Annotated in this window: 15 protein-coding genes; 4 read left to right on the forward strand and 11 right to left on the reverse strand. The window is 61.8% G+C overall.

Annotated features, from left to right (window positions below):
• Positions 1-4: 4 nt before the first annotated feature.
• Complete coding sequence (gene nagA, locus E0486_RS09460; RefSeq protein ID WP_131851924.1) at positions 5-1,141, forward strand: N-acetylglucosamine-6-phosphate deacetylase; 1,137 nt, start codon at positions 5-7, stop codon at positions 1,139-1,141.
• Here the strand turns inward: nagA and E0486_RS09465 are convergent.
• The 3 genes from E0486_RS09465 to E0486_RS09475 form a co-directional block, all read right to left on the reverse strand.
• Positions 1,086-1,421 carry a hypothetical protein gene (locus E0486_RS09465; RefSeq protein ID WP_207906231.1) on the reverse strand — a complete coding sequence of 112 codons (336 nt, stop codon included), beginning with the start codon at positions 1,419-1,421 and terminating at the stop codon, positions 1,086-1,088. The two genes, nagA and E0486_RS09465, sit on opposite strands and share 56 nt — an antisense overlap.
• 424 nt (positions 1,422-1,845) lie before the next feature.
• Complete coding sequence (locus tag E0486_RS19070; RefSeq protein WP_207906232.1) at positions 1,846-2,139, reverse strand: hypothetical protein; 294 nt, start codon at positions 2,137-2,139, stop codon at positions 1,846-1,848.
• A gap of 180 nt (positions 2,140-2,319) precedes the next feature.
• Positions 2,320-2,838, reverse strand: a complete 519-nt coding sequence (locus E0486_RS09475) for a class IV adenylate cyclase (protein WP_131851925.1) — start codon at positions 2,836-2,838, stop codon at positions 2,320-2,322.
• 63 nt (positions 2,839-2,901) lie between these two features.
• Here E0486_RS09475 and E0486_RS09480 point away from each other — a divergent pair, with 63 nt between their 5' ends.
• The gene (locus E0486_RS09480; protein ID WP_131851926.1) at positions 2,902-3,774 is read left to right on the forward strand and encodes an OmpA/MotB family protein; all 873 of its coding nucleotides are present in this window, start codon (positions 2,902-2,904) and stop codon (positions 3,772-3,774) included.
• Positions 3,775-3,909: 135 nt separating this feature from the next.
• Here E0486_RS09480 and E0486_RS09485 read toward each other — a convergent pair whose 3' ends face one another.
• The 6 genes from E0486_RS09485 to E0486_RS09510 all read right to left on the reverse strand — a co-directional run bounded on the left by E0486_RS09485 (position 3,910) and on the right by E0486_RS09510 (position 11,142).
• Complete coding sequence (locus tag E0486_RS09485) at positions 3,910-4,659, reverse strand: murein L,D-transpeptidase catalytic domain family protein (protein ID WP_207906233.1); 750 nt, start codon at positions 4,657-4,659, stop codon at positions 3,910-3,912.
• A gap of 176 nt (positions 4,660-4,835) precedes the next feature.
• The gene (locus tag E0486_RS09490) at positions 4,836-5,882 is read right to left on the reverse strand and encodes an AI-2E family transporter (RefSeq protein WP_131851927.1); all 1,047 of its coding nucleotides are present in this window, start codon (positions 5,880-5,882) and stop codon (positions 4,836-4,838) included.
• Between the two features lie 175 nt (positions 5,883-6,057).
• Positions 6,058-7,482, reverse strand: a complete 1,425-nt coding sequence (locus E0486_RS09495; RefSeq protein ID WP_207906234.1) for an MATE family efflux transporter — start codon at positions 7,480-7,482, stop codon at positions 6,058-6,060.
• Positions 7,483-7,775: 293 nt separating this feature from the next.
• On the reverse strand, positions 7,776-8,447 hold the full coding sequence (locus E0486_RS09500) for a uracil-DNA glycosylase family protein (protein WP_131851928.1): 672 nt from the start codon (positions 8,445-8,447) through the stop codon (positions 7,776-7,778).
• Between the two features lie 200 nt (positions 8,448-8,647).
• Positions 8,648-10,030, reverse strand: coding sequence for an APC family permease (locus E0486_RS09505; protein ID WP_131851929.1), 1,383 nt, complete (start codon positions 10,028-10,030; stop codon positions 8,648-8,650).
• A 272-nt stretch (positions 10,031-10,302) separates the two neighbouring features.
• Complete coding sequence (locus E0486_RS09510) at positions 10,303-11,142, reverse strand: DNA/RNA non-specific endonuclease (protein WP_131851930.1); 840 nt, start codon at positions 11,140-11,142, stop codon at positions 10,303-10,305.
• 169 nt (positions 11,143-11,311) lie between these two features.
• Between E0486_RS09510 and E0486_RS09515 the strand changes: the two genes are divergently transcribed.
• Together E0486_RS09515 and E0486_RS09520 are read left to right on the forward strand one after the other, a co-directional pair.
• Entirely contained in the window at positions 11,312-12,100 is a 789-nt protein-coding gene (locus E0486_RS09515) for a hypothetical protein (RefSeq protein ID WP_131851931.1), read from the forward strand.
• A 99-nt stretch (positions 12,101-12,199) separates the two neighbouring features.
• Positions 12,200-12,457 carry a hypothetical protein gene (locus tag E0486_RS09520; RefSeq protein WP_131851932.1) on the forward strand — a complete coding sequence of 86 codons (258 nt, stop codon included), beginning with the start codon at positions 12,200-12,202 and terminating at the stop codon, positions 12,455-12,457.
• 369 nt (positions 12,458-12,826) lie between these two features.
• On the opposite strand, the gene E0486_RS09525 is transcribed toward E0486_RS09520, so the two are convergent.
• On the reverse strand, positions 12,827-13,918 hold the full coding sequence (locus E0486_RS09525; protein ID WP_131851933.1) for a hypothetical protein: 1,092 nt from the start codon (positions 13,916-13,918) through the stop codon (positions 12,827-12,829).
• 100 nt (positions 13,919-14,018) lie between these two features.
• A complete protein-coding gene (locus tag E0486_RS09530) occupies positions 14,019-14,504 on the reverse strand; it encodes a hypothetical protein (protein WP_131851934.1) in 486 nt (161 codons plus the stop codon).
• Between the last annotated feature and the right edge of the window lie 25 nt (positions 14,505-14,529).

The raw sequence follows: 14,529 nt of genomic DNA on the forward strand, positions 1-14,529 counted from the left end.
AGCGATGTATTACACGGCAGCACGGATATTCGATGGGTCGGACTGGCGCACGGGTGCGATCGAAACGCGGGAGGGAGCGGTGACGGGTTTGGTGCCGAAGGCGACTTTCGCGGAAGGACCCGGTCACCGGCATTTCGGGGAGTGTGTCCTCGTGCCCGCCTTTGTGGATGCGCAGGTATACGGCGCCGGTGGGCGCTTGTTTTCGGCGTACCCGGACAGCGAGTCGCTCCGCGTGCTGGCCGACCATTCCTGGCAGGGCGGCGCGGCGCTGGTGCAGCCCACCGTGGCCACCAACAGCCCGGAAGTGATGCGCGCCTGCATCGATGCCGTGCGCAATTATTGGAAGGAAGGCGGCGAGGGGATCGGCGGCCTGCACCTCGAAGGGCCCTGGATCAGCCCGGCGCGCCGCGGCGCACACCCGGTTGCCTTCATTCACCCGCCAACTGTCGAAGAGGCATCGGAGCTGCTGGCCTACGGTAAAGGAATCATCCGCACCATCACGCTGGCGCCCGAACAGTGCGGCGACGACGTGCTGCGCCTGCTGCTCGATGCGGGCATCGTCCTTTCCGCCGGCCACAGCGACGGCAGCTTCGCACAGTCGATGCGCGCGTTTGATTCCGGGTTCAGTACCGTAACACACCTCTATAATGCGATGAGCCCCCTGCACCACCGCGCGCCGGGGCTGCTGGGCGCGAGCTTGCTGCACCCTGGTGTTTGTGCCTCGATCATTCCCGACGGGCACCACGTGGATTTTGCCGCGCTGCAGATCGCGCAGCGGGCAATGGGCGGACGCCTGTTCGCCATCACGGATGCGGTGACGGAATCCGGTAGCGGCCTCTACCGGCACCGTTATGCAGCGGAGGGCTATTTTACCAGCGAAGGCACCCTGAGCGGATCGGCCATCACGATGAACGACGCGTTTCAGAACCTCTATCGAAAGGTGGGCATTGCGGCAACAGAGGTGGTACGTATGTGCAGCACGATCCCGGCCCGCGTCTTTGGCTGGAGCGCCTTCGGAACGATCGGGCCGGGAACGGCAGCGAATTTTCTGGTCTTTGATAAAGACTGGAAGCTTATCGAGCGGATCAGCGAACCGGGTAGTAGGACACCTGCGCTTTGCGGCGCCGCGCATACTGGATGAACCAGCTGATCGTAAACGTCGGGATGAAGTCGGTACCGGGCAGCAATTCTTCCAGGAAGGCGAAGGCGCCCCCCAGGATGCCGATCTTACCGCCGAACATCCGGTAATAGATGGAAGCCGAGATCGGCGCCCAGATGAGGTCTACCACCTCACCAAGAACAGGGATGCCAAAGGAGGCCATGCCCAGCAGGTCCATGACAATACAGGCGGCCAGTGAGGGCAAGGGCCGCTCTACTTGGGTAACCTGCGTTTTCCGGGGCTTGAAGAGCAAACGTTTCATGAGCAGGAAACTGCAGTTTTTTCCGCAGTCCACGCCTAACTGCAAAGCTGAATCCAGATGGCCTTGCGGCCCGATTCTTTAGCAAAGGCTTCACCAAACGGCGCCAAAAAGGCTCCCTATCGGCACCTCAGGCGGGAGTTACAAGCACGGGTGGGCGCTCATCCGGCCCGGGGTGTCAAAGCGGCGGACGGGCTCCGCTTTTTTGCAGGTCAGTTTGACAGCGCCGGGGTCAGCCGATGCGGTTTAAAAAGATTCTGGAGGGGACGGGAGGGTTTTCGCGATCCGCTTCGCAAAGACGGCCAACGTTGGCAGGTTGCTGTTACCAATCAACCAATCAACCAATAAACAAACGCCGGCAAAAGCCGGCGTTCAACAGGGTCGGGAAGAAAAAACGGGTACACAGGTGTGGGTGCGGTTTTAGCGATCAAAGGTCGTCTTCATCCTCGTCTTCGTCGTCGTTGGCATCCAGCAGGAGGTCGTCGTCGTCGAGGTCTTCATCGATGTCGTCGTCGATCTCCACGTCGGCCACTTCTTCGAGGTCGGCGTCGTCGAGCTCGTCTTCATCACCGAGGATGAGGTCATCGCTTTCGTCGTCGTCTTCGTCGAGATCGTCGTCATCGTCTGCCGGCGCCAAAGCCCGGGGAGCCGGGTGCGTATCGCCGGGATAAGTTTTGCCGTTGCGCAGCGGCCGGAAGTTGATGGGGGCAACTTGTTTCATATCGGGCTTTTTGAAGGGGGGTAAAAAACACATGCCATAAAAACGTCTTTTTCGAAGTCGTTCAGCAGCAAGGCGCCCGGTTTTTTAGGGCCTCCTAAGCCCGGCTATCGATGGGGAAAGAAGGGGGCAAAGGGGAGATCCCCGGCGCTTGCGCCGGGAGCCGGCGTTTCCGAACCTTCTTTACTTCTGCTTCTGCATCAAAAGGTCGCTGTACGACTCCGACATATAGTCGCTGTCCTGGATGCCGAAGAAAGCCGCGTATTCGCGGCATTGCTCCTGCAGCTTTTCGACGCCGATGGAGCCGTCGAGGTCGATGGCTTCCACTTCCACGAAGGTGCCGAGGCCGGCCACGCGGTCGAAGTGAAGCTTCACGTTGTCGACGAAGTAGATGCGGCGGCGCTTGTCAACCACCACCTTTACACCGAGGGCCGCCGTGAGCGCCGCTTTGAGGCGCGCGTCGGGCTCGTGGGTATACAGGATGACGTCACTCTGCTTGGCGCCGGCGGTATTGTGGCGCACGTAGTGGATGAGCGCGTTCTCGATGTTGCCCTCGCGCAGCTTCATCCGGCCATTGGGAACGTGGAAGTAAGTGTCGGTCTGGGCGTCTTCACCCACAAAGCGCGGGCTTCTGGACTGTAGTTTCGCTTCGAGTTCGTCGGGGTGGGCGCAGCGCGCTTTAAATTCAAAATTCAGGTGCATGAATAAAAGGAAAGCCCGGGAGCGGGGCATTGTTTTTTTGTAGGTCAGGAAAACACAAAGATCATGAATAGCAAGCTTACCGCGATCGGCATAGCGGCCCTGGTTACGCTGGGGTCCTGCGTGTCGTCGCGCAAGTACAAGGACGCCCTGGCGCGCGAGCAAAGCCTTACCGAGTCGAATGCGCGCCTGACGTCGAACGTCAACGACCTCACGGCCCAGGTAACGGGTCTTACGGGCCAGCTGGCAACGGCCAATACGCGCATCACCGAGATCCAGAACGAGAACAGCCGCCTCATCGGGCAGGCAGATGCCGCCGGGCAGAATGCCGCCGAGCAGGGCCGCCGTGCCAACATGACGCAGCAGCAGCTCGCCGAGGAGCGTGCCCGCTTGCAGCGCATGCAACAGCTGCTCGACCAGCAGCGCCAGGCCGTGGAAAGGCTGCGCCAGAAGATGAGTAATGCGCTCGTTAACTTCAAGCCCGAAGAGCTGACGGTATCGGTGCGCAACGGCAAGGTATACGTGAGCCTACAGGAAAGCCTGCTCTTTCCTTCCGGCTCGGCCGAGGTGAATCCCCGCGGTAAGGAAGCCCTCGGCAAGCTCGCCCAGGCGCTCAACGTGAACCCCGACATTGCCGTGCTTATCGAAGGACATACCGACTCCATTCCCATCCGCGGTCGCTACGAGGACAACTGGGCGCTCAGCACGGCCCGCGCCACGGCCATCGTGCGCGTACTCGCCGACACCTACAAGGTGCAGCCGACGCGCCTCACCGCTTCGGGCCGCAGCTATTACGAGCCGGTGGAAAGTAACAGCACGCCCGAGGGCCGCGCCCGCAACCGCCGCACGGAGATCATCCTCGCCCCACGCCTCGACGAGCTGATGAAGCTGCTCGAAGCGCCGGTGCCGGCGGGGACCACGGGTGCCGGAGGGCAGTGAAAAAAATAAGTTGTTGGAAAGAACAGGAGCCTCGCAATGACGGGCATCCGCCCGCCGGATCCTATCTAAAACAAAAGCCCCCGACACAAGTCGGGGGCTTTTCTATAAAGCTTTACTCATTACTGATTACTCCTCTTACCCGTTGATGATCTTGGAGCTCTCCAGGTACTTCTGGGTGGGATGGTACACGAAGAGAGCGGTGCCGTCTTTGATCAGGTTGATCACCTTGGAGGCTTGTGCCTGCGGAACGGCGGGGCAGCCCCAGCTGCGGCCCATGTAGGCGGCGTCGGCGCGGCCCGAGCCAATGTACTCGGCGCCATGCATCACTACGGCGCGGGCTTCGGCATTGCTGTTCCAGCCGTCTTCCAGGCCGCTGAGGCGCAGCGACAGGCCGTGCTTGCCGATGTAGGTGCCTTTCGTTACATAAAAGCCGAGGCTGCTCTGCAGCGATTCGTTGTTGTTGGAAAACTTCTCGGCGTAGTTAAGACCCGAATTGCGGCCGTGGGCTACGTAGGTGTTGAAAAGCACCTCGCCGGTGGCCATATCCAGGATATACATGCGCTTCTGGGAAGAAGGCTGCGAAAAGTCGACGATCGTCAGCACCTGCTCATTGAGCGTGCCGTTGTTCACCAGCTGCTGGAAGCCTTTGTACGCGTATTGGAACGCCGACTCCGACAGACCCATGGCTTCGAGACCAAACTGGCGGTAGAGGCGCGCGCTGGCGGCGAGGCCGGCATCCACTACAGCCGCGCTCGAATCGGCCGGGAGGGCAGTCGAAATGGCTGCCGCTACCGTAGCGCCGTTGCGGTTACCAGCTTTCAGGATCGGCAGGAGGCCCAGCGACACGGCGAGGCACAGGATGATGGGGAGGATGGTTTTTTTCATGGGTTTTCCAGGACGGGTTTTTCGTGGTTAGGAACGTTGGGACAGCAAATATAGTATGCCCGGGTGGCTTGCGGAAACAATCCGGGAGGATTAGCTGGGACTTAACATCCAAGTTAAAGTGCTGAAAAACAATCGTTCCTGTTCCAAAAATGGCATGCCCGGCCGTAGCAAATTTTTTATCGGATTGCCCGCATTTCGCGGCGCTTGAGCAGAAATTCGTTGCCGTAGATCCTCAACAATACAATGAACATACTGATGAGCAGGGGGCCAAATATGAGGCCAATAAACCCGAACAGGGACACCCCCACGATGACCCCGAAGATGGTGATCAACGGGTGGATATCGCCCAGCTTCTTGTTCAGGAACAGGCGCACCACGTTGTCCACCAGCCCGATGAACAGCAGGCCCCACACCGCCATGGCGATCCCCTTGCCGGTGTCGCCCTTGGCAAACAGCATCACCGCCAGCGGCACATAAACCACGGCCGAGCCCACTACGGGCAGCATCGCCGTGATGCAGGTGGCGGCAAACCAGAGCCAGGGCTCATCGATGCCGATGATGAGGTAGCCCACCAGGCCTACCAGGCCCTGGATAAAAGCAATGAGCGGGATCCCGATGGTATTGGCCACCACCATCGTGCGCAGCTCCTTGCCCAGCAGCTCCACGTTGCCGTCTTTGAGCGGGATGTATTCATAAAGCGATTCCTCCATCTGCCGCCCGTAGAGGAGCATATAATAGAGAATAAAGTAGAGGGTGGACGTAAGCGCCAGCGTGTCGGCGGTGATGCCGAGGAGCTTGGGGAGGAGGCGCGTCAGCCAGGGGCCGATCTGGTTGATGGCGTCGGATTTGACGAGGTCGTAGCCGATCTGCTTGCTGATCCGCGCCGCGGTGACCTTCAGGGTGGCCATGAGCTCGGAGCTGTGCGTAACTAGGTACGAAACCTTGGCGTAAAGAATGTTGCCGAGAATGCCGATAGGCACCAGGATCACGAAAAACGAAAGCAGCATCAGCACCCAGGCCGCCCGTGCGGGCTTCCAGCCCCGCTTTTCCACCAGGAAAAACATCCGGCCCCGCATCAGCACATAAAACGTAATAGCCCCCAGCAGGGCCGGGAAAAAGAACCAGAGCTCGCGCGCCAGCACGATCCCGAGAAACAGGATGAGCAGGATAAAGGCGATCTGCCGGATGAGATTGGTGTCGAGCGGTGCGTTTGGGGTGGTCATGGTCCCGGCACGTATAAAAATCTAATGCCGGGGTAGAGAACGAACGCAGGCGCCGCAAGCGGCACACGCAGATTGGTTACGATTTATTATGATTTGCTGACGCACACTATTTATATCTGCGCCAGTCTTAATCATCATAAAAATCCGCGTTCTTTTTCTCCCGTCGCTTGGGGGGCTAGACCACAACCTGCTTCCACTTCCCCTTCTTAAAAAAATAAAAGCTCGCCAGCGTGATCAGGGTTTCCGACACCGGTATCGCTACGAACACACCGGTGGGACCCAGGTCGAAGCCCTTAGCCAGCAGCCAGGCCAGCGGGATCTGGAAGAGCCAGAAGCCGAACACGTTGATCCAGGTGGGCGTGCGGGTGTCGCCGGCGCCGTTGAGCGCGTTGGTGAACACCATCCCGGCACCGTAGAAGAGGTAGGCCGCGCTCACGATCCGCAGGGCTCGCACACCCACTTCGATCACGGCAGGGTCCTGCGCGAAAAAGCCGATGAGCGGGCGGGCGGCCAGCTCGAAGAGCAGCGTCACGCCGAGCATGAACACGGCGTTGTATTGCACCGTCTTCCATACCGCCGCCTCGGCGCGGGCCGGGTTTTGGGCGCCCAGGTTCTGGCCCACGAGCGTCGCCGCAGCATTGGAGATGCCCCAGGCCGGCAGGATGAAAAACACCAGCAGCCGGATGGCCGTCATATACCCCGCCGAGGCGGTGCTGCCGCCGGTTTCGGCCACGAGGCGCGCCAGGAAGATCCAGCTGCAGGAGCCGATCAGGAACTGCAGCGCCGCCGGCCAGGCCACCGAAAGGAGGTTGCGGATCAGACTCCATTCGGCTACCACCGCCGCTTTGCTGAGGCGGATCACACCCTTGCCGCGAAAGAGGTGCGCCAGCTGGTACAACACCCCGATGGAGCGCCCGATGGTCGTCGCCAGCGCCGCCCCGAAGAGGCCCTGCGCCGGGATCGGTCCCCAGCCGAGGATGAGGATGGGGCAGAGAATGATGTTGCAGACGTTGGCCAGCGTGAGGCTTTTCATCGCCAGCGAGGCGTCGCCGGCGCCGCGGAAGATGCCGTTGATGAGAAACAGCAGGATGATGGCCGTGCTGCTCGCCATCATGGTGCGGGTGTAAGCCGTGCCCATAGCGATGGTTTCGGGCTCGGCCTTCAGCAGGTGCAGGATGTCGGGGGCGAAGATGATCCCGGTGATGCTCATCACCAGGCTCAGGAGGAGGCCTGCCAGGATGGCCTGCATGGCGGTGTTGGCGGCGGCCTTCGGGTTTTTTTCACCCACGCGGCGCGCCACCAGCGCGGTGGCCGCCATAGAGCCGCCCATGCCCAGCGAATACACCAGCGTGAGCACCGACTCGGTAAGACCCACGGTGCTCACGGCATGCTTGCCAAGCTTGCTGACAAAGAACAGGTCCACGAGGGCGAAGATGCTTTCCATGATCATCTCGATGATCATCGGGATGGCCAGCAGCACCACGGCGCGGCGCAGGCTGCCTTGCGTAAAATCCTGCTGCTCGCCTTTAAGCACGGCGCGGCGGATGATGGTAAATGTGGAGGCGCGGGAAGTATCGGGAGGAGCCATTTGCGTCGTCATGACAGCGAAGTTTTAAGGTAGGTAAATGCGGCAGCCGCGGCGGTGCCGGTGGGGGAGAACGATCGGTAGACGTAGGCGCGTTGCGCCATCCGGCGCCTAAGGCTTTGGCCGGCGGCGCCCTGCATTAAAACTTCATAGACGATGATTGTAACGGAACCAAAACTAGGCGTTCTGGCGGGAGCGGCAAAGCGCGGCCGCGGGATCGCTGCCCCCAAGGAGGAAAGCGGGCGTTGAAGCGGGAAGACCGCCAGCGCCTTTGCGTCTTTGCGTGAAACCCTCGCGTGCGAAGGCCCCTACCGCGCCAGCACCTCCAGGTACTGGTCAATAAACCGCGCCTTTTCCTTCCGCTTGTATTGCATGATAAAGCGCGGGTGCGGCACGGGCACCAGCTGTTCGAACCAGCCGAAGCGCGCATTGAGCTTTTGCAGGTATTTGAAATTCTTTTCCCCGCCAATGACGGCGCAGACGGTGCGGTCTACCGGGAGGCGCAGCTGTTCTTCGATGCTCCCGATGATAAAAGGCTCCACGGCGGCCAGCAGGTCTTTGTCGTCGTAGTAGTTGATGTTCTTGCCCCCCTGCACGAAGCCCAACGGGCATACCGACCCGATAAAGTGGCGGCCGTAAAAGGCTTCCGGTCCGCCATAGGCGGCGATCATTTCATAAATGAATTCCGCCGAAAGCTCCGACTGCATTTTGAAAGGATGGGCGATGCCGAGCGCGTCGGTGAGCTGCCGCGCGGCGGTGAAGTTGACGCCCGTCACGCCCGCGCCGAAGCGGCCGGGATTGATGCCCAGCAGCAGGCGCCGCTCGTGGCGGTCGTTGTAGTATTTGTCGAGAAAGGCCTTCACCACGTTGCGCACCTCGGGCCGCTCCTGCGGAAAGAGCCACGCCACCCCGTTCGGCAACGCCCGCGGCGGATCGAAGTGGGTGTAAAAATGATACAGGTGTTGGGCCCAGGTCTTCATCGCCGTAAAAGTACCATCGGGAGGAAGTTTGTAGTTTGGGGTTTGTAGTTTGTAGTTGGCTTCGAGCCGGCTCCCCAGATCTGGTATGTACCCAACCGGTGCAGCAAAAGGCGGTTTCCTGATTGGAAAAGTACCCAGCTGACGTTGCGTCGTTGCGCCGTAGTGTCGTTGCGCACAAGGCCGCTTGCGGCCGCCGATCGTTACTCGTCGGGTTCAGAATGCCCCAGGCTTTCCACCTGCTTCCGGAGCTGCTCCCGGGCTGCGTGCTTTTTTCCTATTGTATGCTTCACCACCTGGTACATTACCTCCGCCGATGCGAGGGCGATGAAGGCAAAGAGCAGCGGCTTCAGCGAGCCGCCCTCGTCGCGGAAGGCGGCCGTGAGCGCTACGGCATATACGGTAAAGGGCAGCAGCGCCATGGCGATCAGCCCCGCCCCCCGGAGCGGGATGCGGAAGGGGCGCGGCAGGTGAGGCATCTTTACCCGGAAGTAAATGAGCGTCACGTATTCGAGCAGCAGGGCCGCGCCATAGAGGGTGATGTCGATCACGATCAGCTCGCCGAAATCCCAGAAGATCATCCCGCTCACCACCAGCGAGCAGCACAGCACCGACAACCAGGGCGACTCCCAGCGCGGGTGCAGCTCGTGCAGCTTTGCGGGCAGCAGGCCATCGGCCGCCATGGCCTTCGGGATGCGCGACACCGACAGCAGCACCGCCGAATACAGGCCCATCGTGGAGGCGAGGCCGCCGGCGGCGATGAGGTTGCCGAGCCAACGCCCGCCCACCAGCTCGCCGAGTGCGGGAAAGCCCTTCGCCTCGAGTTCCGCGCCGTTCATGCCGGCGTTGAGCGCAATGAGCACCGCGATGGCGTAGATGGCCACCACGGCCACGAAGGCGATGGCGATGGACACGAGGTAGGCCTTCACGGGGCGCCGCACTTCGTCGGCATAGGTGGTCACATTGTCCCAGCCGATGAAGTTCCACATGATGGTATAGAGGCCGAGGCCCAGCGCGGTGAAAGGCGTATGTCGCAGCGTTGGCTCCGGCACGTGCAGGTGGCCGCCGCTGCGGTAGAGGGCGTAGCCGAACAGCACGAAGAAGGTGGCCAGCACGGCGCCGCTGAGAAAGATCGAGAAGCGCCCCACGGGCACGATGCCGCGGATGTTGATGGCTGCCGACAGCCAGATGATGGCGAGGCAGATGGGGATCTTGTAGTGGTCGATGTCGGGGAAAAACCAGCCGAGGTAAAACACGAACAGCACGGGGTAGATGGCGAGGTCGGCGAAGGTGTAGAGCCAGCTCCACCAGCCCTCGTAAAAGCCGAAGCGCAGGCCGAGGGCGCGCTTCACCCATTGGTAATAGCCGCCGTTCTCGGGAAAGAGGCTGTTCAGCTCCAGCACCGTCAGGATCGTCGGCACGTCCCAAAGGATCGGCGTGATAAGCAGCAGCAGGAGCGCCGCGCCCTCGCCCGCCTGCCCCAGCAGCGGCTCCAGGCCATAGGGCCCGCCCGATACCGTCAGGAAGATCACGGCGGCAAGCTGCAGGGGTTTGAGTTTGTGTCGGGTGGCAACGGTTTGGGACATGGCGGTCAAATGTAAAGATCCGGCACCTCCGCCTGGCTATGGCCTGCAGCGGCAATGGATCCCGTTCGCTTGCGAACGGGATGACGCTTGGGGTGTCTGAAGAAAAAGTGGGGCCCCGCGAGCGCATTGCCCTGAAGTGGGATGTGCTGCCTGCGGGGCCCTTTATTTTCCCTTCTCACTTGCTCGTCATTCCGTTCGCTTGCGAACGGGATCTCAAGCGCGTATGCGCATTGTGTATGCCCGAGACATGCGCGTTGCCTGCAGTGTGCTCCTCAGAAATCTTTCGGGTTCTTCCGCGTCCACCGCCACTCCTTCTCTCTGACCTTCCCTTCCACCCGTATTTCCGTTTCATCCGGCAGTTGCGGGAAAAGATCGAGGCCGGTGACACTTTCCACCGAGTCGATGGGGACGGCGAAGCTTTTGAGCGTAGCCGCGGAGGGTTCGTTGCGGAGCAGGAAGGCGATGCCTTCGGTGCCGTTGTGGCCGTAGCGGAGTACGGCTTTGTAGTAATACCGGGGCACGGCCACGTGGTGCGGACCGATCACGGGGAGGCCGGGCTCCAGCACCGGGCCGCTCACGATGTAGATGCTGTCGTAGGCGGTGGCCCAAAAGCGCACGAGCTCTTCGAGGCGGCGCCATACGCCGCGGTTAAAGGCCGGCACCTGCGGGCTCATGTTGCTGTAATAAAACGACTGGCTCATCGAGCGGCGGCTGTAGGAAAGGTCTTCGGCGGAGGCGAGGTGGCCACGGTCGTAGCCCGAGCCTTCGTAGTCGCTGTTGTCGGCGGTGCCGCCGGGCACGGCGGGGTCGGGGCGGAAGTTGTTGGTCCGTGGCTCATGGGCGGCCGCCACCTCCTGCGCCGTGAGCAGGTAGGCCACCCAGGCGGCCTGGCGGGCGTCGCTGCGGTAGCCGAGGGCGTAGCCCTCGTGCGGCACGGGCGTATCGCTGTTGCGCCGGGCCGGGATCTCCAGCCCCGTAACGGCCACCGGCGGCGGACCGCTGCGCTGCTGCCGCTGCCGGCACACAAAGAGCACGGCCACCAGCACGAGCACGAGCAGGATCATCAGCAGGAGCAAGCCGTTGACGGAGCGGGCGGGAGCGGGTCGGGACATGGCGAAAGGGGTTCTGCGTATAAAAGTAAGATTCTGCCCGTCTGCGTGCGGCGGTATCGGATTAAGCCGTAAATTACGAGTACCGCCCGGGGAGAAAACGATGGCGCAACAGGTTGGCGGCCCCTTTCGGCATAGTAGATTTTATCACACGCACTATAAAACGCACACTATGAACCGTACTTTTTACCTGCTCGGGGCTGCCCTGCTCAGCGGCGGCCTTTTTTCCTGCCAGCAACAGCAAACGCCCAAGGCCCTCGCCACCGAATTCGTGCAACAGCTCTACGCCCTCGACTTCGATGAGGCGGGCAAGCTGGCCACCGCCGACGCGCAGCCCCTGCTGCAGCAAAGCCGCCAGCAGCTCGAAAGCCGCGTGAAGATCGACGAGGAGCGCGCCCGCCGCAGCGGCACAACCGCCGAAACCTTGTTCGACACCCAGACCTTTATCGAGTCGGGCTCCGGCGACGACGTCGTGGTGCAGAACAACCAGCTCCGCATCAACCTCCACAAGCAGGACGGTGCCTGGAAGGTGGCTGCCGCCGCCGACCTCGTGGATGCGGTGGTCAACTATCCCGTTTATACCGAAGCGGTGCGCAGCGCCTGGACGAACCTGCAGGCGGAGTGCGACAAGCGCACGCGTCTGGTGCAGGATTACCTCACTCTGGTAGCCAACCGGGGCGATAACAATCCGGAGCTCGCCGGCCTCCAGGCCGCGGCGCGCGACTGTGCCGCCGCTAAAGCCGGTACCGCCGCCGAGCGTGCCGACTATATTGCCCGGCAGGACCGGCTCGAAGCCCTGCTCGACAAGGGCCTGTCGCCGGCCCTCAACGCCAGCGCCGATTTCACGCTCAATTACATCGTGCAGCTGAGCGACGTCAAGAAGTCGATCACCGGTCTTCGCCGCCAATATGCCACCGCCGCCGTGCGGGCGCATGGTAAGGACTTCCCCGTGCTCCCCTGAGCTTTCCGAAAAGATTAACGACTATGCCCCGCCCCATCTCCGGCGGGGCATAGTTTTTTCATACGTGGGCGGGGCCCCCACCAGGCCTCCAGTACACTCATGAGCCGAAACATCTACTTTTCACGGATCATCAAGGCAGGCGACCGCCAGCGCGAGTTCAACTTCCGCCGCCTGCCGGTAGGCGACGAACTACGCTACGAGGTTGACGTACCCGACGACCGCGGGCAACGCATCTGTTTTGTCATGCAGCGCGGCCCCGAAGGCCACTGGCATACCGACGCGCCCCAATTGCCCAACTGGGTCATCGACGCCGAAAGCAAGCTCGATGGGGCGATCCGGGAACACCTCGAACACTAGGCCGGCATTTATCTTCTGTCATTTTACCCACCGCTTCCTGGCATCTTCAACCCGATCGCGCAAACGCGCCCGGGGCTGAGGACCGCATCCGCATGCGGTTCGGCAACCGCCAAATGCCCCTCCTGAAGCACTGCTTCCGGTCGTCGCCCGAATTAGAGGCCGCGGCGCTGAAGTTGCTGCCCCGCTAACGGATTCCGTCGATCATCATCAACCTGCCTGTCCTCGGCCACAGGCGGCCTCCGTGCGCAAAGACGCGACGGCACGACGGCCCTACGTCAGGAAATGAAAAGGAGCCGAAACGTCCGCAAACGTATCGTTGCGCCGTCGTGCCGTGCTGCCGTCGCGAACAAGGGCGCCTGCGCCCCGCCGCTAAGGCGTATACCGGATGCGGATGACGGCATTGCGCTGCAGGTCGGTGCTGGCGGTGAGGCGGTAGCGCTCGTCGCCGGCTTCCACCACGATCGAGGCGGTGTTGGGCGGGATGGAGCCTACGTTGTGGGCGATGAGCGTGATGTCGTGCACGGGGTCGCCTTCATCGAGTTGCACGGTAAAGGAAAAGGATTGCACGGCCACGAGCTTGTGGTCGAACACAACCTCGTTGTTGTGCAGGATGCTCACCGTGTCGCCATCGGGAACGCCGTTGTCGAACACGCGGATGGTGATGCTGCGCACGGAAGTGCTGATTTCCTGCACTACGTTGTTGCTGCGGCCGGTCTTGAGGCGCAGCAGGCTATTGGCGGGAACCGGGCGTGCCGGTGCGGGCAGGGCGGGCGTCTTCGGCGGTGCTTTGCGGATCGTGACGAGCGAATCGCCGCGGCGCGGCGCCGGCGGTACGGTGCGCTTCGGTGCAGCTGGCCTGGGCGTGGCCGGCCGGGGCCGAACGGTAGTCACGGGAGGCGTCGTGCGCGGCCTGGCGGCGGGTGGCTTCGCCGCGACCGCCGGCGTTTTTGCAGGCGGCTGGGCGGTGGGTGGCGCGCTGCGCGGAACTACCGTTACCGGTGGGGGTGGAAGATAGCGGCGCATGTAGGCGGTCGTGTCCACCGTGCGGCTTACGCGCCGTAGTTCTACGGGTCCTTCGTCGAAGTCGAGAAAGCCGAAGAGCGGTTTGGGATTTCCTTTGGTGCGCTCGGTGCCGCTGAGGCGGTCGCCGTTGCGGCCGGAGAAGAAGGTGAGCTCGTAGGTGCACTGCACGTGGCTGCCTCTTTTGGCGATCATGCCATCGCCGAAACCGTGCAGCTCTTTCGGGCCGGCGTTGAACGAGCCGCGGAAGTTGGCGCGGCACCAGCCGCCCCCGGGGTCGGTGTCGTAGGTGTAGCCCACGTATTGGTTGCCCACCTTTACGATCACAAGCTTCATGTAATTGCCTTCCTCGGTCCCTTCCCAGGTACCAGTGAGGTCTTGCGAAAATGCGTGGGCCGTTGCAGCACACAGGCCAAGCAGCATCAGGATCGGGCGGCGCATCGGTTGTCGTTTGCCTAAAGTTACGAAGGGGCGCACCGCGATCGGCGGCCACAAAAAAAGGCAGACCCTGGGGCCTGCCTTTCGCAAAAAGATGTTCACTTTATCCCTTCAGCCGGACGCCGAAGCTGAGCGAGCCGCCGTGGGTGTAGGTGGGGTCGAAGCCTTTCACCTTGAAGCCGTACATGGAGTACTGGGCGCCTACGTAAAACGTGCGGCCCAGGTTGTAGCGGGCGCCGGCGCCGAGGTAGAGGTTGCCGTTAGTGCGTACGCCCTTTACAGTGCGGCCATAGAGCACTTGTCCGCCGTCGATGTGGGCGCTCCACTGCGGGGTGAAGTCGTAGCCCACGGTGAGGTAAGCCGGCACGGCCACGTCGTCCATATTTTCAAAGTAGAGCACTTCGGCACCGGTGCCGACGTTGAGGTTTTTGATGGAGAAGGTCACCACGGCTTCACCGCCGTAGGCCATATCGACGCCCTTGCCGGAGGCCGCCTGGAAAGCGGAGGCTTTGGCGCCGGCGCGGAGGCCGTTCTGCGCGGAAGCCGCCAGGGTAAAGAGGAGGGCGCAAGCAGTCAGAATGCGTTTCATAGCTTTTGTTTTGGGGTGCTAAGGT

The organism is Flaviaesturariibacter aridisoli (assembly GCF_004343705.1).
GTDB lineage: Bacteria > Bacteroidota > Bacteroidia > Chitinophagales > Chitinophagaceae > Flavisolibacter > Flavisolibacter aridisoli.

Coding starts and splice junctions, on each gene's coding strand:
- nagA (WP_131851924.1), top strand. CDS start 5: ATGTATTACACGGCAGCACGGATATTCGATGGGTCGGACTGGCGCACG.
- E0486_RS09465 (WP_207906231.1), bottom strand. CDS start 1,421: ATGAAACGTTTGCTCTTCAAGCCCCGGAAAACGCAGGTTACCCAAGTA.
- E0486_RS19070 (WP_207906232.1), bottom strand. CDS start 2,139: ATGAAACAAGTTGCCCCCATCAACTTCCGGCCGCTGCGCAACGGCAAA.
- E0486_RS09475 (WP_131851925.1), bottom strand. CDS start 2,838: ATGCACCTGAATTTTGAATTTAAAGCGCGCTGCGCCCACCCCGACGAA.
- E0486_RS09480 (WP_131851926.1), top strand. CDS start 2,902: ATGAATAGCAAGCTTACCGCGATCGGCATAGCGGCCCTGGTTACGCTG.
- E0486_RS09485 (WP_207906233.1), bottom strand. CDS start 4,659: ATGAAAAAAACCATCCTCCCCATCATCCTGTGCCTCGCCGTGTCGCTG.
- E0486_RS09490 (WP_131851927.1), bottom strand. CDS start 5,882: ATGACCACCCCAAACGCACCGCTCGACACCAATCTCATCCGGCAGATC.
- E0486_RS09495 (WP_207906234.1), bottom strand. CDS start 7,482: ATGACGACGCAAATGGCTCCTCCCGATACTTCCCGCGCCTCCACATTT.
- E0486_RS09500 (WP_131851928.1), bottom strand. CDS start 8,447: ATGAAGACCTGGGCCCAACACCTGTATCATTTTTACACCCACTTCGAT.
- E0486_RS09505 (WP_131851929.1), bottom strand. CDS start 10,030: ATGTCCCAAACCGTTGCCACCCGACACAAACTCAAACCCCTGCAGCTT.
- E0486_RS09510 (WP_131851930.1), bottom strand. CDS start 11,142: ATGTCCCGACCCGCTCCCGCCCGCTCCGTCAACGGCTTGCTCCTGCTG.
- E0486_RS09515 (WP_131851931.1), top strand. CDS start 11,312: ATGAACCGTACTTTTTACCTGCTCGGGGCTGCCCTGCTCAGCGGCGGC.
- E0486_RS09520 (WP_131851932.1), top strand. CDS start 12,200: ATGAGCCGAAACATCTACTTTTCACGGATCATCAAGGCAGGCGACCGC.
- E0486_RS09525 (WP_131851933.1), bottom strand. CDS start 13,918: ATGCGCCGCCCGATCCTGATGCTGCTTGGCCTGTGTGCTGCAACGGCC.
- E0486_RS09530 (WP_131851934.1), bottom strand. CDS start 14,504: ATGAAACGCATTCTGACTGCTTGCGCCCTCCTCTTTACCCTGGCGGCT.